At 41.6% G+C, this 22136-nt stretch carries 14 protein-coding genes; 5 read left to right on the forward strand and 9 right to left on the reverse strand.

What is annotated here, in order from left to right; all coding sequences use genetic code 11:
• Window positions 1-30: 30 nt before the first annotated feature.
• The 4 genes from DQW11_RS09630 to DQW11_RS09645 form a co-directional block, all read right to left on the reverse strand.
• Window positions 31-3351, reverse strand: coding sequence for a VCBS repeat-containing protein (locus DQW11_RS09630; protein WP_113923864.1), 3321 nt, complete (start codon window positions 3349-3351; stop codon window positions 31-33).
• 36 nt (window positions 3352-3387) lie between these two features.
• Complete coding sequence (locus DQW11_RS09635; RefSeq protein WP_113923865.1) at window positions 3388-3990, reverse strand: hypothetical protein; 603 nt, start codon at window positions 3988-3990, stop codon at window positions 3388-3390.
• Between the two features lie 193 nt (window positions 3991-4183).
• The gene (locus DQW11_RS09640) at window positions 4184-5818 is read right to left on the reverse strand and encodes a RagB/SusD family nutrient uptake outer membrane protein (protein WP_113923866.1); all 1635 of its coding nucleotides are present in this window, start codon (window positions 5816-5818) and stop codon (window positions 4184-4186) included.
• Window positions 5819-5836: 18 nt separating this feature from the next.
• Window positions 5837-8803 carry a SusC/RagA family TonB-linked outer membrane protein gene (locus DQW11_RS09645; protein WP_113923867.1) on the reverse strand — a complete coding sequence of 989 codons (2967 nt, stop codon included), beginning with the start codon at window positions 8801-8803 and terminating at the stop codon, window positions 5837-5839.
• A 517-nt stretch (window positions 8804-9320) separates the two neighbouring features.
• Here DQW11_RS09645 and DQW11_RS09650 point away from each other — a divergent pair.
• Window positions 9321-9701 carry a PH domain-containing protein gene (locus DQW11_RS09650; protein WP_113923868.1) on the forward strand — a complete coding sequence of 127 codons (381 nt, stop codon included), beginning with the start codon at window positions 9321-9323 and terminating at the stop codon, window positions 9699-9701.
• Between the two features lie 48 nt (window positions 9702-9749).
• Here the strand turns inward: DQW11_RS09650 and DQW11_RS09655 are convergent, their stop codons facing one another.
• From DQW11_RS09655 to DQW11_RS09670, 4 genes are all read right to left on the reverse strand, one after another.
• The gene (locus DQW11_RS09655) at window positions 9750-10823 is read right to left on the reverse strand and encodes a dipeptidase (RefSeq protein WP_113923869.1); all 1074 of its coding nucleotides are present in this window, start codon (window positions 10821-10823) and stop codon (window positions 9750-9752) included.
• A gap of 307 nt (window positions 10824-11130) precedes the next feature.
• Window positions 11131-11595, reverse strand: a complete 465-nt coding sequence (locus DQW11_RS09660; protein ID WP_113923870.1) for a RidA family protein — start codon at window positions 11593-11595, stop codon at window positions 11131-11133.
• A gap of 324 nt (window positions 11596-11919) precedes the next feature.
• Entirely contained in the window at window positions 11920-13233 is a 1314-nt protein-coding gene (locus DQW11_RS09665; protein WP_113923871.1) for a gluconate:H+ symporter, read from the reverse strand.
• A 96-nt stretch (window positions 13234-13329) separates the two neighbouring features.
• Window positions 13330-15657 (reverse strand): T9SS type A sorting domain-containing protein, encoded by a 2328-nt coding sequence (locus tag DQW11_RS09670; RefSeq protein ID WP_113923872.1) that lies wholly within the window; start codon window positions 15655-15657, stop codon window positions 13330-13332.
• Between the two features lie 23 nt (window positions 15658-15680).
• On the opposite strand from DQW11_RS09670, the gene DQW11_RS09675 reads away from it, so the two are divergent.
• The 3 genes from DQW11_RS09675 to DQW11_RS09685 all read left to right on the forward strand — a co-directional run bounded on the left by DQW11_RS09675 (window position 15681) and on the right by DQW11_RS09685 (window position 19842).
• On the forward strand, window positions 15681-16886 hold the full coding sequence (locus DQW11_RS09675; protein WP_394337142.1) for a lipoprotein N-acyltransferase Lnb domain-containing protein: 1206 nt from the start codon (window positions 15681-15683) through the stop codon (window positions 16884-16886).
• A gap of 62 nt (window positions 16887-16948) precedes the next feature.
• A complete protein-coding gene (gene uvrB / locus DQW11_RS09680) occupies window positions 16949-18985 on the forward strand; it encodes an excinuclease ABC subunit UvrB (RefSeq protein WP_113923874.1) in 2037 nt (678 codons plus the stop codon).
• A gap of 218 nt (window positions 18986-19203) precedes the next feature.
• The gene (locus DQW11_RS09685) at window positions 19204-19842 is read left to right on the forward strand and encodes an AlbA family DNA-binding domain-containing protein (RefSeq protein WP_113923875.1); all 639 of its coding nucleotides are present in this window, start codon (window positions 19204-19206) and stop codon (window positions 19840-19842) included.
• Here the strand turns inward: DQW11_RS09685 and DQW11_RS09690 are convergent.
• Window positions 19837-20877, reverse strand: a complete 1041-nt coding sequence (locus DQW11_RS09690) for a 1-aminocyclopropane-1-carboxylate deaminase/D-cysteine desulfhydrase (protein WP_317047878.1) — start codon at window positions 20875-20877, stop codon at window positions 19837-19839. The genes DQW11_RS09685 and DQW11_RS09690 overlap by 6 nt on opposite strands.
• Between DQW11_RS09690 and DQW11_RS09695 the strand changes: the two genes are divergently transcribed.
• Entirely contained in the window at window positions 20812-21858 is a 1047-nt protein-coding gene (locus tag DQW11_RS09695; RefSeq protein WP_113923877.1) for an RluA family pseudouridine synthase, read from the forward strand. The genes DQW11_RS09690 and DQW11_RS09695 overlap by 66 nt on opposite strands.
• Window positions 21859-22136: the final 278 nt, after the last annotated feature.

A 22136-nucleotide genomic window follows, 5' to 3' on the forward strand; every position in this document is an offset into this window, starting at 1 on the left:
CAAAGAAGCGGATACCGTTAAAAAAAGGAATCACTTCAGTTTAAAAACTTCTAACTCCCCATCGTTTTTGACAAAGAGAATCCATGTTTCATTTTTGACTTTAATGGACCGGATATGTTTAATATCTCCTTGAATACCGAGTTTCCCATTTTCCATAATTGAAAATCCACCCTTTCCGTTTCCTTTTAAAGCCAATCCATGACTCCCCTGATAAGCACCAAAATAGGGCGAAACGGCTGTCATATTTCCCCCCAACAGCAAATCCAATATTCCATCACTATCCAGGTCTTCCATCAAAATTGCCTGTATCGGCGCAAATTGGGCTTCAATTGGAAGGGGTTGGGTAGTAAATCCTTTTGCACCATTGTTGAATAAAATCACGGATTCGAATTTTTTTGCTTCAAAAAGTTTGGCTTCCTCTAACTTGAAGTTCTTGAAAATCTCAGCCACTGTTTTTCCGGCAAAGTCTGAATGCCTGACAAAGTCTTTTTTGAGCAAAGGGATCTGCTTCACCAATTCATCCCGTGTGGCGATGGTATATTCTTTGCCGTCTTTATGGTAAGTCAGAATTTGCTCCAAACTGCCGTTTCCGTCAAAATCCTTGACATACATCCTGACGGGAGTTTCTTCGGAGCTTTTTAGCCGGCTGTTCAACCCAAGATTTCCCAGAACCAAGTCCGGGAAACCATCACCGTTCAAATCCCCAATTTCAACCGTATTCCACCAGGCTGAAGTATTGGCTAACCCGAATTTTTCAGTTTCGTTGACCAATTTCCCATTACGGTGCATCAAAATGCTGACCGGCATCCATTCACCCACGACGACCAAATCCATTTTTCCATCCTGATCCAAGTCTACCCACGATGCTGATTTGACCATTCTGATAGAGGTTAAGTCGGGCGCAATTTGGGGAGTGATATCTGCATACGTTCCATTTCCGCTGTTCTTAAGGATATAACTTCTAGGAAGCTGTCCATATTTCCCAATGACATTTCTTCCTCCTACAAACAAATCCTCCAAACCGTCGCCATCAAGATCATGTGGAAGCGCCACCGAATATTGGCTTTCAGGATCAATGGGAAGATCAAGGGATTCGGAATATGAACTTTGATTTTGGGGTAAGAGAATTTTATTTGAATGAGGACTTGAAGGGTTATTTCCTCCATTCAGCAGAAGTAAATCTGCGTTATCCTTTGATTCACTTTGCAAAAAGGCAGCATAGGTATGTTCCGATTCCAGGTCTTTTTCTAGAATCTTTTGTTCTGATTGGAGGAATTTTCCGTTTTTGGTTTGGATAAACAATCGGGAATCCTGACCCTTTGCTCCCCCAATAAAAATGTCTTCCAATCCATCCCCATTGGAATCGCCGATGGCAAATGCAGGCCCTTCTTGGGAAAGTTTGTGCGGCAGCAGCGGCTCTTTATTGAAATCATTGTAATCATCTTCTATGTGCAAAAATTCTAAGCCCGTTTCCTTGGAACTAAGTTTTTGAAGTAATGGAAGCGGTTGTTTTGGGTCAGGAATGGGGGCAAGCAAAGCATTTTCCTCTTTTAAAGTAATCAGTTTGTTTACTTCCAAATTCAGCAAAGTTTCTCTTTTTCCCGAAGGCCAAATAACTTTTAGCGAATCGATGCCAGTGGCTTTTCCCAATCCCAAATTGATCTCCGGTGCAACGGAGGATTGAAAACCCCTAGCAGTGAAGTTTTCCTGAATGATTTTTGATCCATTAATGTAGGCCTCCACCCGTGCCCCGATTCCAAATTTATTGTTTCCTGATCCCTCAAACCTGATTTTAAGAAAAGATGGTTTTTCACTGTTGGGAATCTGATATAACCTGTTTTCAAATATTTCAGAGGGTTGATTGATATGGTTCACGATCAGATCAAGATCTCCATCATTGTCCAAGTCAGCATAGACCGCACCATTGGAAATCGTAGCATCGGATATTCCCCATTTCTCACTCACATTTTCAAATCTCAGGTTGCCGGAATTTTTGAAAAAATAATTTGGGACTTCACCGGGAGGCATCTGACCGGAAATTTTCAAATCGCTGATATTCGGTCTTTGAACCAATCCATCTTTGATTTCCGGATTGGTGATGAAGTTGATATAATCCATGTCATTGGGCCGCCGTGCAATGCCATTGGAGATAAACAAATCCTTCCAACCGTCATTGTCAAAATCCGCAAACAAGGGAGACCAACTCCAATCTGTAGCATTGACTCCTGCAAGTTGGCCAATTTCGGAAAAAGTGCCGTTAGCATTATTGAGCTGCAGGCTGTTTCTAGTGGTCTGTCTGCCGTATCCGAAATTGAGTTTGAGTTGGTATATTTCATAACTGTCTTCACCGGCTGACATTTTTTGGACGATTTCATCCTCCGGCAACATATCAAGACTCATAATATCAATCCATCCATCATTGTTAAAATCCGCCAAATCGTTGCCCATCGAAAACCTGCTCATATACGTCAGGGCATCTTTGCTTGATTCTTTGAAGGTTCCATTTCCTTGGTTGATATAGAGGTAGTCATTTTCATTGAAATCATTGGATACATAGATGTCCGGCCATCCATCATTGTTGACATCTGCTATTCCGATTCCTAACCCGTATCCTATCTGGCTGGAAAAAATCCCTGCCTCATTGGTCACGGGAGTAAACCTCTGTTCTCCTTTTTCGGCGTTGTTTCTGAAGAGTCTGTCTCCTTCAGGGCCGCTATCCATAAATCGAAGAGTAGCCCTGCCATAACTATTCTCGGTATGTACAGCATGGTTGAGAAGGTACATATCCAAATCACCGTCCCTGTCATAATCAAAAAATGCGGCTTGTGTACTGAATCCCTGAAAATCCAATCCATATTGATTTGCACTTTCGGTGAAGGTCAGGTCTCCATTGTTGATATACAGCTCGTTTTCCCCTTTGACTCCTTTCCAATCCCCAAGTCTGCTGACATAAATATCCAAAAGCCCGTCACCATTGATGTCTACCATGCTGATGCCGGTTTTCCATGGACCAGAAGACCCAACTCCGGCTTGTACCGTGATGTCTTCAAAGCCCATATTTCCTTTGTTCAGGAAAAGTTTATTTGGAAGTTGGTTGGATGAGAAATAGATGTCCAACAGCCCATCGTTGTTGATATCACCGACAGCTACTCCGCCACCATTATAGAAATAGAGGTATTCAATGATATTAAATCCCTCTGTTTCGGTAAGTGTATTGGTAAAATCTATTCCTGTTTTTTGGGGACTTAAGCTTTCAAAAAGCGATTCTGTTTGGTTTACCTCAGTTTTTTGGGAACATGAAATCAGGATGAACAGCGGAAAAATCAAAAACGGCAAATGGGCATATTTCATCTGATGTGTTTTTCACAAATTCAATCCTTTTTCTGTTCAATTCGTAGGTGCTTGCTCTTGGGATTGGCTTTTTTCAAATTCTTCTTTGAGTCTCTTTTCTACTTTCAAATCAGAGAAAACAGCCTGAACATGCTGTTCGTCTTTGATAAATAAGTTGATCCTTCTTTTGCCGTCGATTTTATAGTAGACCTTTCCTTGGGTAGGATGGTTGATCAGTTTAAAATCATCGCCATAGACTTCTTTGTATTTCTCCAGTACTTTGGGTAGGAGGTTTTCTGCCCAATATTGTCTGTTCCAGGGAGCCCAGGCTATATAAGAATAAGTAACGGGCATCTCGAATATTTTTTCTTCAATAAAAGTCGGAAAAAACCGCATGCTGATTTCGCCGTCATACTCATCTACGATTCTATATTCCACATTGGTCGATCCCCCCGGTCCTTGGGTGATTATTTGTTGTTTGTTCAGTTCAGTACAAAGATCAAAAAAATCTTTTTGGGCCATTCCCAAATGAAATCCTAGGAACAAGCTGTCGGATTTGGATAAATCATCCTTGGAAGAGGAAAGGATAGACGAGTCACAACTCTGAAAGATGAGGATAAGAATGAATAAAGGGAACAATATTTTTATATAACTGCGCATAGTTTAACTGGGTATCAAGCAATGTTGAAAATTTTCTCCTTTGGTATTATTTGAAGGTGATGAGGGGTTAAATTAAATGAATTTGTATCTATACTTCAATCCTTTTAGATAAAAAATGGTTGAGAAAGAATTAAAAAAAAAGCAAGCTGAATTTATTCTTCAGCCTGCTTTTTAAATGTGTATCAAACCCTAATTAATTGTAACCCGGATTTTGCTTTAATCTTGGATTGGCAAGAAGCTGAGGTGCTGGAATAGGGAACAATTCCAAGAAGCTACCTGGGCTGTGTACCAGCTTAGGTCTGTTCATACCTGCAAATGGCCACCATGCATCTCCATACTTTTTGAATCGGATAAGATCCTGTCTTCTGGTCATCTCTACATACATTTCTCTTCCTCTTTCGGCCAAAAGGTTTTCTGCAGTCAAAGTTGTAAACGGATCAAGATTTCCTGCTCTTGATCGGATCTGATTGACCAAAGCCAAAGCCTCTGTAGTCTGACCCAACCTGAATCTGGCTTCTGCCAAAGAAAGGATGACGTCAGAAAGTCTGAATATCACAAAGTCATTGCTCATGTTATTCGTTCCACCTCTTTCAAATTCATATTTGGCAATTCTCGCACCAGCCTGACGAAGACCTCCCGGAGAAATTTCATTGAGGTAAGGCATGAAAGTAAGCGGAGGTCCATTTGGATCACCATTTCTTCCTGTCGGATCGGTAGGTTCCACCCCCGGATCAATCAAAGTAGTTCCATCAGCCCTAACCTGCGGTCCAACCAAGAAATTGCTTAACCTTCCATCAACAGTACCTGTAGATGGACTTAACGCTAAACCTCTCCAAACCGGTCCCTGAACACCTGGATTTTTGACAGGATCTATGTATGAATTGTAGAATTCTTCTACTGTCTGGTATCCATTCCATGGCTGTTGGGTAAGGTTGAAAGTTGATTGGCTGACAATGTGAAGTGTCATCATCACCCAGTTAAATCCTCCTGCAAAAACTTTGTCATAAGGATAGACAAAAATGTTTTCAGTAGATCTACTATTGTTGATAGCAAAATTGTCCTTGTAAGAAGGCATCAAACTGTAAGGACCTGTATTGATGATTTCAGAGGCATCAGCCGCAGCCAAAGCCCACTGGGCAGTACCTGTATACACTTCTGCATTCAGGTAAAGCTTCATCCTGATCATCAATGCACTCCATTTGGTCATCCTTCCATAAGTAGTACCATCTTTTGCAACCGGTAGCAATGGAATGATTTCATTGAGTTCCTTCAAAATGAAATCATAAACTTCTTTCCTTGATTTGGTAGCAGGCGCCTCTACGTCCGTAAAATCTGTTACAATAGGAACATTTCCAAAAGCATCCATTGCCCAATAATAATACAAGGCTCTCAATGCCCTTAACTCTGCGATAAATGCAGGAGAGTTGGGGTTGTCCAATGCCTCAAATGAATAGATCAATCTGTTGCAGGTATTTATTCCTCCAAACAGGAAGTTCCATGAATTTTGTAAGAACGGATTATCAGTTTTGAATTCATGCTGATGCAATTGCAAGAGAACCCCTCCATCAAACCAGTCACCACCTTTATGTGAGACTGTGATTTCATCTGAAGAAATTTCATTGATGGACCAAAGACCTGAGTGGTTACCCAATCCTCCTAAAGAAGTGTACGCTTGACCAAGTGCTGAAATAAATTCTTCATCCGTTTTGAAGAAGTTATCGGCTGTAACTTCGCTGAAAACCTCTTCCTCTAAATCCACGCATGATGAAGCGAAATAACTCATTCCAAGGCCAATCAAGAAGTATCTTATATTGATTAATTTTTTCATGATATCTTTTGTTTTAGCTTAGAAACTTAAATTAAGGCCTAGGGTAGTGATCGTAGTAGTGAAATAAGTAGCTCTACGCTCGATACCCGGAGCAAGTGGATCATTGCCCGACTCCGAATCGCCATACCTTACCTCAGGATCTACCCCGGTGTAGTTGGTAAACATAAATGGATTTTGTACAGAGATGAAAGTTCTGATTCTTCCGATTGCTTTGCCTGGTCCTACATTGAAATTGTAACCAAGGGTCGCATTATCCAAAACTACAAAATCAGCTTTTTCAACGTGTGTGCTGTTGTATTCTGCTTTAGTGATTTTAGGATCGAAATACTTGGTATTTACGATATTCCAGTTTTGAACAGTAGTACTTTCGGTGTTTTCATAGAAACCTCTGTAACTGTTGATCAGATAATGGCCGAATGATCCTCTAAAGAAGAAATTCAAATCCCAGTTCTTGTAATTGAAAGTGTTGTTGAAACCAAAATTCAAAGTAGGATAAGCTGTTCCCAATTGGGTTCTGTCATCATTACAGTTACAATATACAGGGTTTCCGTTTGCGTCTTTGGCAGTACCATTGATTACCTGCATTATTGGAGCACCGGTTTCACTTACACCTTGTTGAATTGGTCCCCAAATCTGTCCAAGTGGTCCGTTTTCCTGGATTCGGATCAATTGTGTCAGGTTTTGACCGGGAGATCCAAAGTTGGATCGGTAATTCACTTCTCCAAAGCTCAGGTTTCCTGCAGACAAGCTCCTTAGATTTGTTCTAAGGGTGGAGAAGTTAACTCCGGTAGTCCATCTGAAATCAGATTTTTGGATAGCCTTGTAATTCAACATTAATTCAAAACCTGAATTGGACATTTCGCCAATGTTCAATTGTGTGGTTGAGAAGAGGTTTGGCGGCACAGGAACGTTGATCGGTAGGATCATGCCTGTAGTAACCCTTGTGTAGTAATCTATGGTACCATCCAGTTTGTTGTTTAGAATTACAAAGTCCAAACCAACGTTGTATTCGTCTTTGGTTTCCCATGCTAGATCAGGGTTTGCATTGGATACAGGTCCATACGACGGAACGAATTGGTTGTTATAAAAGAAGTTGCCTTGACGGCCAAATCTCAACAATGACAAATAAGATTCACCCGGCTGTGTACCTGTTCTACCGTAACTAGCTCTGAATTTCATAGCACTTACGCCTGTCATGTCAATCAAATTGGCAATGTTAACACCGGCACTGATTGCAGGGAACAAACCCCACTTGTTGTTTTCTCCGAATCTTGAGGAACCTTCATATCTGGCACTTACTGACAAAAGGTAAGTATCTTCAAAATTGAAGTTCGCACGGCCAAAGAATGCGACCAGTCTGTTTGAGTTGGCATAACTTGAAACTGTTGCCAAACCGTTGGCGAAGTCAAGTGCTGCACCTATGTTGTTGTATGTAAATGCATCTGTCAGGAAATTTCCTGCTTGCGTATAGTTTCCCTGATTGAAAAATTCCTGGAAAGAATAACCTGCCAAGAAAGCCATTCCGACTCTTCCTGCAGTGGCATCATAATTCAAAGTAGTTTCAAAAAGGTCATTTAGCCTTACATCATTTTGGATTGTGGCCAAGCCGTTTCTTCCAAAACCTCCACCGAATTTAGCAGTCTTTGGTGAATAAGAACCTCTCCAATCTGTTTCTCTTTGACTGGCATAGAAAACCGCACCTCTAAACTTGCTGGTGAAATTGTATTCTCCACGGATACTGGCAAGAAGCCTGCTATCACGACCGTCTGCGATGTTTTGTTCCGCAATGGACACCGGGTTGAACCAATCAAAAATGTCCCTCTCATAATAGCCACCAAAGTTTGGACTCTGTGGGTTTGGATCGCGAACCGGAACGGTTGGGTTACTTATGATCGCATATCTGAAAGAGTTTTCGTTACCAAGCTGTCTATCAATAGACGTATTGGACACGTTCACTGTAAAGATTGCTTTGTCTTTCAGCGCTCTTTGAGTCAGGTTGATTCTGGCATTCAATTGGTCAAAACCTGAATTGATACCCACACCATTTACATTTCGTGAGTTGATTGATACCCTATAGCTTGTGCTTGCAGTACCGCCACCAAGTGAAAGGTTATTGATAAAGCTTAATCCTGTGTTGGTAACCTCATCCATCCAGTCGGTGTTTCCTCCAAGGTCTCTCGAATTGGCAACTTCCCTGTACTCATCAGCATTCATGACACTGATAGTTCTTGCAACATTTTCTACGGCTGCACTACTGTTGAATTCTACAACAGTTCTACCGGTTTTACCTGTTTTGGTGGTCACCAAGATTACCCCGGCAGAACCTCTGGTACCATAGATTGCAGCTGCAGATCCGTCCTTAAGTACATCCATAGACTCAATGTCGTTTGGATCTACTGTAGCTAAAGAACCTCCGATCACACCATCAATTACCACGAGTGGTTCAGCGTTTTCTCCGATTGATGAAATACCTCTGAGACGCATACTGAAATCTCCGTTAGGGTTACCTCCCGGTCTGGCGATGTTCAGACCTGCCACTTTACCCTGAAGCAATTGACGTGGGTCATTGACAGTTCCCTGGTTGAAATTCTCGGCCTTGACGCTTGTCACGGCACTTGTGATTTCTTTCCTTTCCTGGGTACCGTAGCCGACGACGATCACCTCATTGAGGGCTTGCACCGATACGGCCATTTCCACATTGATGGCAGACCTGTTTGCCACAGGTTGCTCAATGGTAACGTATCCGATAAATGAAAAGACCAAGATTTCAGCACCCGTTGCCGAAATACTGAAATTTCCATCCAAATCTGAAATGGCACCTCTTGTGGTGCCCTTTACCAAAACACTGACTCCCGGGATTCCTTCTTTGGAATCAGCGTCCGTTACTTTTCCTGTAATTTGGCTTTGCTGTGCAAAACTGAGATTGGGAATACTCAGGCACAAAAGGCAAAAAAACAGGAAATTTAAATTCCATTGTTTTTTCATGGGTTAAAAGGGTTTTGATTGAAAACTTTGACTTTTTTTGATCCTATCCACATCACCTAATTCTTTTAGAAATAGGGACAGGGTACAAAACGTTATTAATTTGATGTTAAAAAATATTAAAAACAACCATTTGCAATAATAGATTGCCTGATGGCAAAATTAATATCAGATAAATTTTCAAAATCGTGAACTGACAAAATTTAATTCTGTGTATAAATATAAAAATAATAGGATATACATATAATTAACTTAATTTAAAAAATATGTAATTGGTAAAAATATAAATAAATATAAAATAAATATGGTTATTATTATTTAATTGTCTAAATGACAATTTAATATATTTTCCCACCTTGATTTTTCCTTCATAGACGGGTTCAAAATCAACAATACATCCTCAGAGTTACTGTCTCTTTTTTTTAGCTGAAACCAATATTATGTCCCAAATTGAAATGATGAAGCGAAGATTTTTTCTTTTCTTGTAGGTGCATTGATTTAGAAAAAAAAAGAAAAAAACATGGGATTATTTTCCGCTATTTTAGGCAACGCAGGCCATGCCGACAAAGAAAATCTGATCAAAGATTATGGAAGACTCCTGATCGATGGGGAGGATATCGAAATGGGCTTCAAACTGATCAGGGATGTCTTTATTTTTACCAATAAGCGTCTGATCTTGGTAGAAAAACAGGGGGTGACCGGCAGCAAGGTAGAATACAAGTCTATTTCTTATAAAAGTATCTCCAGATTCAGTGTCGAAACGACAGGGACTTTTGATCTGGATGCAGAACTGAAAATATGGGTGTCAAGTGAACAGGATCCAAGTATCAAAAAACAATTTTCCAAATCAGTAAATGTTTATGAGGTCCAAAAGGTTTTGGCCACTTATGTGTTGAAATAAAGCGGGCTTTTATATTGGACCGAGGCGGACCCTCATAAATTAAGACTTTTATTTTGCCCAGGCGCTTTTCAAAAAACGGAGCCAATTTCCGAACATCACTTTTTCGGTGTCCTGAGCAGAATATCCTCTTTTTGAAAGTAAGCTAGGTAAGTTTTGTAAGTCAGCAATAGTTTCTAAGTCATAGGGACATTGTTCTTTGCCAAATGCCCCATCCAAATCAGATCCGATACCGATATGATTTGCATTTCCGGCAAGTTGACAGATATGGTCCATGTGGTCAATCATTTTTTCCAGATTGCAGCCCATTTCTTTTGGATTGGATTTTCCCCTTACCCAATTTGGTACCATCATCCAGGCATCTAAGGCACCGCCGATGACTGCACCTCTTTCAATAAGTGCTTTGATCTGTTCATCGGAAAATTGTCTGTTATGATTGACTAATGCGCGGCAATTGTTATGACTTGCCCAAACGTGTCCATTGAAATGGTCCAATGCCTCCCAAAAACTGTCATCACAAAGGTGTGTGGCATCAAGAATAATATTCAACCGCTCCATTTCTTTGAGCAGTTCCCTGCCGTTTTTTGCCAATCCACCGGTTGCATCCGTGCCATTTGCATATCTTCCCGGCCCATAATGTGCCGGACCCAAAGCCCGAAGGCCCGATTCATATGCTTTTTCTAGATAATTGACTTTTACGATGGAATCAGCACCTTCCAAAGAAAGAATGTAACCGATTGGTTTGGTATTCCAGGGAAGCTCGTGTAGCCATAACTGCATGTGTTTCTCGAGACTTTCAAGGTCTGTGATTTGGGTCATTTCTCCCGCGTCCTCCATGGCTTTGTACCATGCCAACTGCCCTTGGGTCTGTGCCCAAGCTTGTTCGGGAGAATGCCAACCAGGCAATGGATTGTCTTTTGCCACATACCTTGCAATCTGGGTAGCCACGACCAATCCGATATTTCCCTTTCGGAGTTCAGGAAGTGAAACCACTGCGTTTCCCCGATCGGGCTTATCTTTCAAACCTTTCTCCCGAGAATTGATCTCCGATAAAGATTTTGTCAGGTCCCTGTTCCATTCAAGGGCATTCATGCTGAGATCGAGGTGGGCGTCTATGGTGAACATTTTTTTTTTAAATAATAGAAATACTATGGAAATACAGTAGAAATAAGGTAGAAATTTTATTGAAATCAATGGAAATAAGGTAGAAATATGATGGAAATAAATTGAAATAGGTTTGTGTCTTGAGGTTTGATTACTACAAAATCATTTTTTCGAATCTAAAATAGTATTGAATTTCAATGAGCCAAAAACTTCAAATAGCAGTTGAATATGGACCTATATCCATTTATATCAACCTTATATCGCAAAGCCTATATCAACTTTTTATCAATTTATTTCGCGAAGCATATATCAATTTATATCCTTAAAATTACTCCAATTCAAAAAGTGCCTCAATTTCTACAGGAATATTATCCGGCAAAGAACCAAATCCTACAGCACTTCTTACGCCGATGCCATTCTCAGTTCCCCAGACAGACGCAAACAATTCGCTGCAGCCGTTGATGACATAGGGATGTCTTTCAAATTCAGGGGTACAGTTGACCATTCCCAATACTTTGATGACGCGTTTGACTTTATTGAGAGTACCAATGTTGGCTTTGATGGTGGCCAACATGGCAAGTCCGACTTGTCTTGCTGCCAATTTCCCTGCATCCATGTCCATGTCTTTTCCCACACGCCCGATGATAAGGGTTCCGTCCTCTTGGACTGTTCCGTGTCCGGAGAGATAGAGGTATTTTCCATCAACCAAGCAGGGTTTATAAACGCCAAGAGGTTTTGGTGGTGGAGGTAAAGTAAGTCCAAGTGAGGCAAAATTTTCTTCAGCAGTTTCCATGAATTAAGATTTGAGATTTGAGACAGGAGATTTGAGATTCGATTGAAGTATGATAGAAATAAGGTGGAAATATTATTGAAATAAAGTTGAAATAAGGTAGAAATAAATTGAAATAGGGTCCAGAATTGAGGTTTGATTACGAACAATCTTTTTTTCGAATCTAAAGTTTTATGAACTGAAATTTCCATAGCCAGAATCTTCAAATAGCATTTGATTCAGGACCTATATCAACTTTATTTCGCGAAGCATGTTTCCACCATATATCAATTAAATATCGCGCAGCCAATATCCATAAACATCATTTTTATATCCATTTATATCATTTCAAATAATAACATCCAAGATCAAAACACCTCCCAAACCCACTACTGCCACGATGGTTTCCATCAGTGACCAGGATTTGATGGTGTCTTTGACGCTGACATTAAAATATTCTTTGTACAGCCAAAATCCTGCATCATTAAAATGAGAGAACATCAAACTCCCTGCGCCAATTGCCAATACCAATAAATTTGGGTCAACATTTCCGCCACTGACCATGGGCGCGATGATACCTGCGGTAGTCAGTCCTGCGACTGTCGCCGAACCTACGCAAACCCGGATGATGGCAGTGATCGACCATGCCAAAATCAGCGGATGAACATCCCATCCCTGAAGTGAATCCGCAATAGTCTGACTGACCCCAGAGTCCATCAATACCTGCTTCAATGCCCCTGCCCCTGCAATGATCAACAATATCATGGCGACGTCTTTGGCAGCCACGACATAGAGGTCCATCAGCTGAGGGATTTTAAATTTCATTTTTACACCCAAAGTGAATGTTGCAATCAACAAGGAGAGTAACATGACCATTCCAGGATCGCCCACAAATTTGAAATAGGGAAACAGGACGTGGTCAGGTGACATCTGTAGGCTGACTACCGTAGTGCCTACCAATAAGAAAACAGGGAAAAGCGCCGAAAAGAAACTGTTGAAGGTGCCAGGCAAATCCGCTTCTTCTCTTTGTTTGGCTTGAAAGGTTTGTAAAGGTTTTGAATCAATTCCCTTCAAAAACTTAGCGAAGAGTGGGCCGGCGATGATGATCGTTGGAATAACCACGATCAATCCATAAGCCAAGGTGAGTCCCATATTGGCCCCAAACTGAGCAACCAATGCCGCAGGCGATGGATGTGGAGGCAAAAATCCGTGGGTAACTGAAAGCGCTGCCAGCATCGGAATGCCAACATAGACCGCGGGAAGTTTGTACCTGTAGGAAACTGAAAAGACCAAAGGAACGAGCAAAACAAAACCTACATTGTAGAATAAAGGAATTCCAACCACCAAGCCTGTGACCATCATGGCCCAAGTCACGTTTTTTACCCCAAAAATGGACATCAGCGTATCAGCGATTCTTTGGGCCGCACCACTTTCAGCTACCAATTTGCCCAACATGGCGCCCATCACGATGACGATGACCAAGTCTCCGAGCAATCCCCCAATTCCTTTTTGAATTGATCCTGCGATTTGCTCTGGGGGAATTCCCAATAAGAAACCTGCCAGAATAGAGGAAATCAAAAAAGCCAAAAACGGATTAAGCTTCAGCCAAGTGATCAATAAGATCAGAACCAAGATGCTGACGAAAACAAATAAAATGGTCATAGGTTGCGGTTGGGTTTGACCAACAAGTTAAAAAATTAATCGAAATAGGCGCTTTTGAAGCACTTCATAATTTTACAGAAGGCAAATAATCAGGATTTATTTCTTCAGGAGCTTCAATACATATTTCTTATCGTTAGTCATCAGCTCGATGAGGTACACTCCGGGACTGAGTTTTTCAAGCAATTCTTCCATCATGCCTTCGGAAAAATTACCAAGATAGAGTGATTGCCCTTTTAAATCAGAGATTCTAATTTGCACTTGATCTTGGTTGGTTCCTTTGGGAAATCCGAAATGGATTTGACCATTTTCATAAGGATTTGGCCAGACTCTTACCTTTTGGGTGTTGGCCTCTGGATTTCCCTCAGTTTTAAATACTTTGCTGAATGACTTCTTTCCATCAAAATCCCTCTGTTCGATTTGAAAGTAAGTTTGGGCATTGCTCATTTTTTCGAAATATGAAAACCGGTATTCCTGGATTTGATCACTATCTCCTTTAGAGTCAACCTCTCCTATGATTTCAAAATTGTCAATACCATCCATTGAGCGATGGACGATAAACCGTTCGTTATTTGACTCCTTGGAGGTGGTCCAATAAACCTCAATGTTATGTCTGTTCCATTTTGCCGATACCTCAAGCCAGGTTACAGGCAAAACTGAAAGTACCCGAAAACTACCGACAGTAAATGGATTTCCGTTGATTTGGCCATATTCCAATTCCCTTCTTGCCCAAAGCAATGTCGGATCCAATCCGGGCAAATGATTCCCACTAGATGCGTTTCCATTTCCTGTTATTCTCAGGTCGTCCACATCGTCTACTACGAGGCTTTCCGCAGAAATTCGCATTTCTATAGGACTTGTGCTTGGACTCATTCCGGAAAACTCAAAATAGCTGTTGAGCTGATAGAGAATCGGGGTTCCATCCAAATCATCATACATCGGGTCATCATTGCTTCCGGGAATTTCTATGAACCGGACGGAAATATTTCCACCCGGAGAATTGCCCAATAGCTGGATTTTTCTGATTCCGCCTTGGTACAAGTCTTCAAATGGAAAAGTGGCATTGCCTGCCGTCAGCATTGCCGGGATCTGGTTATAAAATAATTGATTCAGATTGAGCCATTTTCCACCTTGATAAGTTAAAGTTCCGCCTCCCACAGTATTCACATACAGGTCAAAGCCAGTGAAATCCACTTGCCCGTTTTTCATAATAAAGTTGGTTTTTGTCCTCACATCTGAAGAAAAAACCAAACTGCCGGAGGGTTTATTGACTTCCAATTGCTGTAAATCCAAATCAAAACCGATTACCTGTTGTATTCCTGTTCCTTGAAACCTCAGGAAAGTGGGTGCTTCTACTATATTTCCGCCTGTCAGCCTTGCAAAGTCCCCGTTCAAAAAGAGAGAATCAGTCAATAGCTTGTTGGAGGCATTCTCAAAAAGAATGTTGTTGTAGGTTTTGGGATTTCCTGAAGTTGCAAAAGTAGTCCTCACCAAACGTTGATTCCCGGAATTGGAGCGGTAATAGACATTTCCCTCAAACCTGAATACAGTCGCGTCCATGGTAGGATCGTTTCCAAAAAGCACCAAGTTTGATCCGGGTTTAAGATGGAAAAGTGCAGCGGTTATGGATGCAGATCTTCGGATGATTTGATCCAATGGAGCAGAACAGTTGGAAATGAAGGTTGCACCGGGTTCGATTACAAAGTCACCAAAAGGTCCTGCCCCATTAAATGCCATTTGGTTATTAAATGAAAAAGTCGAACAGGCAGGAACTCCCATCGTATTGACTGTCTGGACTACAGTCCCGCTTTGGACTATAAATGCATTGGCCTTGAAACCGGAATTCACAGTCAAAGTTTCTCCAGGATTTGGATTGAAAACCACCACATACCTGCTGTTTGAATTTTGGGCACTCCAAGATGCCCGATCCACAACTGTTCTGGAGGTACCTTTGAAGACTATTTTACCTGTTTCCGGATAAATCCAATCTGTCAATAAACTTGACCCATTATTTAATATAAAATCAGACCCTGATTTTTCCATCGCCCTCAATGCGCCATACACCTGCAATTCAAAAGTCTGAAGATTCAGTTTTCGCCCGGGCGAAGCTGCACTGAATAAATAAACATTTTTAGCTTCTTCATTGCCTGTCAGCCTGATTTCATGACCTTGCTCGATGAATATGTTGTTGTTGAGGTTGGGTTTTGAAGACGAAGCAATCCATGTTCCCCCATTCCAAATCTGCCAAACTGCAGGATTGTTGTAATTTCCGGAAGCTATACTTTTGTAATCATTGATTTCGTGGATGATTTGCCCCTGTGCGAGGATAGGATTTACAAATATGAAAAAACAGATTACAAGATTATTCCCATAAATTCGTGGTGAATTTAATAAGGCAAAGACGGAAAAACGTTTGCAAAAAGCCATATTGAAAAAATTTTGACTTATCCATGAAATTTAGTTTTATGCCTCCTCAATTGAAAAAATTCTTGCTCACTTATTCGTTTATTTATTCGACTATTTTTTTTGCCTCGGCACAGGATTACCAAATCAGCTTGTTGACCTGTGATCCGGGAGACCAGCTTTATTCGGCTTTTGGCCATAGTGCCATCCGGGTTTTGGAGAGACAAACCGGTCAGGATCTGGTATTCAACTATGGGACTTTTGATTTTAATACACCTTATTTTTATGTCAAATTCACCCAAAGGACGTTGGATTATATGCTGAGCGTGTCGACTTATGAGCGGTTTATTGCAGAATATAATTACCACCAAAGAGATGTCAGGGAGCAGGTTTTGGACCTCAGCCCCGAACAGATCGAAAGACTCGTCGATTTTCTCCAGATCAATTATCGGCCGCAAAACAGGTTTTATCGCTACGATTTTTTCTATGACAATTGTGCCACGAGGATTAGAGATGTAATGGACAGGGTTTTGGGAAAACAACTCGACTGGAATGAGGAACAAAACCCCGAACGCAAAACCTTCCGAAACCTGATCGATGAATATGTGTATCCTTTGCCTTGGGCGGATTTTGGAATTGACCTGGCCTTGGGGTCGGTGATCGATGTCAATGCTTCTGAAAGGGAAAAACAGTTCCTGCCGGATTATATGGAAGCGGCTTTTGGGAAAGCCTTGATTGTCGGTGACGGTCCAACAAGGTCTTTGGTCAAAGAAAACAAAGTGATCTTAGAGTTTCCCGAAAGGCAATCCCAAATGGACTTGTTCAACCCATACATTCTTTGGTGGGTTTTTGCAATTCTCGTGATGGCCTTGACCTATTTTGGCTTCAAAAAGAAGAGGCTTTTCATCGGATTTGATATCGGCTTCTTTACGGTTTTGGGTTTATTGGGATTCCTGATAACCATGCTTTGGTTCTTCACTTTCCATTCCCAGACCAAATACAACTGGAATATCCTTTGGGCTTTTCCGGGACATTTGATTTTGGCCATCATGCTTTTGAGAAAATCCATTCCGGCATGGGTGAAGAAATACCTGCTTTTTGCACTGATTTCAGCAAATATCGGGTTGGTGTTTTGGGTCTTTGGATGGCAGTCTTTTCATCCGAGCATTGTGCCTTTGCTGTTGGTTCTGATTCTCCGGACCAATTTCTTATATTATAATCTGGAAAAATTCAGACTGAATCCGAAAGGATAAAATTTCAGTAATCAAAACTATTTGCCACCTGAAACTTGTTATCCCCTTTCAATTGAGATCAAATGGAATTCAAATTAGTTTCGGAGTACAAACCAACCGGCGACCAGCCACAGGCGATCAAGTTGCTGACCGAAGGCGTCAATGCCGGTGAACAATCTCAGGTTTTGCTTGGGGTGACCGGTTCTGGGAAAACTTTTACCGTAGCCAATGTCATTCAACATGTTCAGAAACCAACTTTGGTCCTGAGTCATAATAAGACTTTGGCAGCCCAGCTTTATGGGGAATTCAAACAGTTTTTTCCTGAGAATGCAGTGGAATATTTCATTTCCTACTATGATTACTACCAGCCTGAGGCTTTTATTCCAACTAGTGGGACCTACATTGAAAAGGACCTTTCGATCAATGAAGAGATTGAAAAACTGAGGCTGAGTTCTACCTCGGCATTGTTGTCAGGTAGAAGAGATGTCATTGTAGTGGCGTCGGTTTCCTGTATCTACGGTATCGGAAACCCTGAAGAGTTTGGCAAAAACGTCATCCGACTGCAGGAAGGTGACAGGATTCCTAGGAATCAGTTGCTTTTCAAATTGGTCGATATCCTTTACAGCCGAGTCAATCAGGATCTCAGCCATGGTAACTTCAGGGTAAAAGGTGACACAGTGGATATTTTTGTAGCCTATGCGGATTTTGCTTACAGGATTTTCTTTTGGGGGGATGAGATCGAAGCCATCCAAAGAATTGATCCTGCCACCGGAAAGAAATTATCCGATGAAAAAATCATTTCCATATTTCCGGCCAATCTTTTTGTTACAGGAAGAGATGTGATCGACACTGCCATCCACGAAATTCAGGACGACATGATGGCCCAAGTGGCGTTTTTTGAGCGTGATATGAAGCTCATTGAAGCCAAGAGGCTCAAAGAAAGGACAGAATTTGATCTGGAAATGATCCGTGAATTGGGTTATTGCTCAGGAGTGGAGAATTACTCCAGGTACTTTGACCGGAGAAAACCGGGGACAAGGCCTTTCTGCCTCCTTGATTATTTCCCTGATGATTTCTTGTTGGTAGTGGATGAAAGCCACGTCACTTTGCCTCAGGTCAGGGGAATGTGGGGAGGAGACCGTTCCAGGAAAGTCAACCTCGTGGAGTATGGATTCAGATTGCCTTCAGCTTTGGACAACAGGCCTTTGAATTTCGATGAATTTGAAAGCCTCATCAACCAAGCGATATATGTCAGTGCCACGCCGGCGGATTATGAGTTGAACAAAACAGAAGGTATCGTGGTCGAGCAGATCATCCGTCCCACAGGTTTGTTGGATCCGATCATTGAAGTGAAGCCGAGTGCGAATCAGATCGATGATTTGTTGGAAGAAATAGATGAACGGATCAAAGCCGGCGACCGGGTTTTGGTTACGACCTTGACCAAACGAATGGCTGAAGAACTACAAAAATTCCTGGAAAGAGCTGGTGTAAACAGCCGCTATATCCACTCCGAAGTAAAACCTTTGGACCGGGTGGAAATATTGAGGGAACTCAGGCTTGGTGTTTTTGATGTGTTGGTCGGGGTGAACTTGCTGAGAGAAGGGTTGGATTTGCCTGAGGTGTCTTTGGTTGCGATTTTGGATGCGGACAAAGAGGGTTTTCTAAGGAATGAAAGGAGTTTGGTCCAGACTATCGGTAGGGCGGCAAGGAATGAAAACGGGAAAGTGATCATGTATGCGGACAAGGTGACTGCCTCCATGCAGCTTGCCATCGATGAGACCAAAAGAAGAAGAAACCTTCAGATCGCGTATAACCTTGAACATGGAATTATCCCAACGACGATCAAGAAGTCCAAAGAAAAAATCATGGGTCAAACCACAGTTGCGGACAACAAGCGAAACGCCAAACTGTACGAGGATTCCATCGATTCGCCATCATTGATTGCAGCCGATCCGCTAGTGCAATATCTCAGTAAGGACAAACTGGAAAAACTCATCATCCAAACCCAAAAGCAAATGGAAAAGGCTGCCAAAGAACTCAACTTTATGGAAGCTGCCCGGTTGAGAGACGAATGGCAGGGAATGAAAAACAGGCTGGAAGACCTGAAAAGAGGGGTTTGAGGGGAGGCCCGAGCCCTTCGACCAAGCTCAGGGAACGAGATGCGAGAATATTTCAGCCAAGTACCAAGATCGGAGTATCCCTATAACCTGACAACCCGACAACGCGAAGCTGACAACCTGACAACCCTGTAACACGAAGCCGACAACAATTTCAACCAATACAACAATTACAACTTATTCTCCTTCGTACTTCCAACCTCAAACCTCGTACTTCCAAAATGACTCTTCAAGAAATCCATAGAATCGCCCAACAAGGGGAAGGCTTGAAGGTTGAATTCAAGAAAAAAGCTTCTTTTCCTGATAAAATCGTCAGGGAGATCATCGCTTTGGCCAATACCGAAGGGGGATTTTTATTGATTGGCGTGGATGATGACGGGACAGTGAGTGGACAGCGGTTTATCGAGGAGGAGGTTTTTGTGATGCAAAAGGCCATCGGGCAACATATTCAACCCAAGTTGGAGTATCAAGTGGAAATCATCAAGCTCACCCCAAAAAAGGGAATAGCTGTTTTTTCAATTCCAAAATCGCCTGAGCGCCCCCATTTTTTGATGGAGGAAAATAGGAGAAAGGCCTTTGTCAGGGTCAAAGACCGCAGTATCCAGGCAAGCAAGGAAATGTGGGAGATACTTAAAAGAGGGAAAAACCCAAAAGATATGGTTTTCACTTATGGTGAAAAAGAGAATATTCTGATGAAATCCCTAGGGGAAAACGGGAAAATCACCCTCAAAGAATTTCAGTTTTTAGCCAAATTGCCAAAGTTTTTAGCCTCAAAAACGCTGATCAGACTTGTTTTGGCCAATGTCATCAAAATCGTCCCTCAAGAGAAAGAAGACATTTTTATACTCAAGGAATCATAGGGGCAAAGAAGTGCCCAGCCGTTGGTTAAATCCTGGGATCCCTTGCAAGCCACCTGAATGGATAGCCAAAATATGGGATCCTTTCTCAAAAAAATCCTTTCTGATCAGGTCAATAATCCCAAACATCATCTTTCCGGTATAGATCGGGTCCAAAGGAATTCGGGTTTGTGCATAAAACCATTGTATAAATTCAAGCAGTTCAGGTCCTGACTTTCCATATCCCCCAAAGTGGTATCTGTCAAAAATGCTGTATTTTCCTAAAGGATTGATGTGGTTTTTCTCTAATAAGTGATTTATTTCCGAATGGATAAAATCGCCCTTCAAAGAAGAAAATCCCAACAAATTTTGGTGGGGTTTAATACTTTCTGCCAAACCTGCAAAAGTTCCCCCCGTTCCGATAGAACAACCAATGTGGGTAAATTCTGCATCTTCCTTTCCCAGGATTTCCTTTGTTCCTTTTACCGCAAAGGCATTTGTTCCTCCCTCGGGGATTAAATAGAAGTCTCCAAATTTTTCTTTGAGCTTTCCAATAAATGAAGCGTCAGTCTTTTTTCTATAATCCTCCCGGCTTATAAAATCGAGTTGCATGCCCTGTGCCTTTGCAAATGAAAGCGTTGGATTGAGGGGAAAAGTTTCTTCGCCTCTAATGATTCCAATTGGCTTGAATCCTTCAATTCTTGCTGCTGCGGCTGTTGCATGGATGTGGTTGGAAAATGCCCCTCCAAAAGTCAACACGGTGGAAAATCCCGACTTTTGGGCTTCTTCAAGGTTGTATTTCAGTTTATAAAATTTATTTCCGGATACAAGGTCATGGACCTGATCCAATCTCTTGATTGAAAGCCTGATTCCATTTTCCTCAATGAGAGGTAGATGGATTTCTTGGGTTGATATGGGATTTGGGAGAAGCAATGTTTTTCCAATATTCCTGCAAATAACCAAATCTTTGGCAAATGCCCTTATTTTTGCAGAATGGCAGACATGATGGATCAGGATAATTTTGATGAGGAAGAGTTGGATGTAGAACTCTTTGAGCACTTTAGTTTTACGATTGACAAAGGACAAACCCCGACCAGGGTCGATAAATTTTTAACTGACAGGTTGCCAAATGCCACCCGAAACAGGGTTCAGAATGCGATAGACGCAGGTTTTGTTCAGATTAATGGCAAGCCTACCAAAGCAAATTATAAGGTCAAGCCTCTGGATGAAATCAAGGTTTTTCTCGAAAAACCGCCAAGGGACACTGAGGTCATTCCGGAGGATATTCCTTTGGACATTGTATTCGAAGATGAGTACCTGATGATTGTCAACAAACCTCCGGGGATGGTTGTCCATCCTGCCCATGGCAATTGGACAGGTACATTGGTCAATGCTTTGGTTTACCATTTCAACCAACTTCCTACCATGCCCGGAAATTCTGGTAGGCCAGGATTGGTCCATCGGATTGATAAAGACACTTCGGGATTGCTTGTTATTGCAAAATCTGAAACTACCATGACGGATCTTGCCAAGCAGTTTTTTAACCATGATATAGACAGGACCTACCTGGCTTTGGTATGGGGAGAACCTGAGGAAGACCAAGGGACGATCATCGCCAATGTAGGTAGGAGTGCCAAAGATCGAAAAGTAATGGATACTTTTCCTGACGGTTCTCAGGGCAAGCATGCCGTAACCCATTGGAAAGTGATCAAAAGGCTACGGTATGTAACCCTGGTACAATGTAACCTGGAAACAGGCCGTACCCATCAAATCCGTGCCCATATGAAGTACCTAGGCCATCCTTTGTTCAACGATGCCATGTATGGGGGGGATAAAATCCGAAAGGGGACCCAGTTTTCAAAATACAAAATGTTTATCCAAAATTGCTTCGATCTGATGCCAAGGCAGGCTTTGCATGCGATGTCCTTGGGATTTATCCACCCGATAACAAAAAACAGGATTTATTTCGAAACCCCTCTTCCTGGTGATTTTGCCGCTGTTCTTGAAAAATGGGAGAACTATGTCAAATATGAAGAATAATCAGAAGCCTGAAATTCCTTTTTTCGGTTAAGTGCTTGTAAATGATGGGGTTTTAAAGTGGTTCTTTTTGAAAAATCAACCCTATTTAGGCTGGAAAAGATCAAAACTCATTCTTTTTATTGAAATCTGTGAATACAATTTGCCTATTGATGCACAAAAAATTCACAGAAGTAGCCGTCATTTACTCGAAAAATTTGTAATTCTTATATTGGAAACCCAAAACCCATTGTCAAGTATTCAAAAAACTGGCTTTCGCAATCGATGTAGATTAATGAATG

This window comes from Cognataquiflexum aquatile, assembly GCF_003316845.1.
Classification (GTDB): Bacteria; Bacteroidota; Bacteroidia; order Cytophagales; family Cyclobacteriaceae; genus Cognataquiflexum; species Cognataquiflexum aquatile.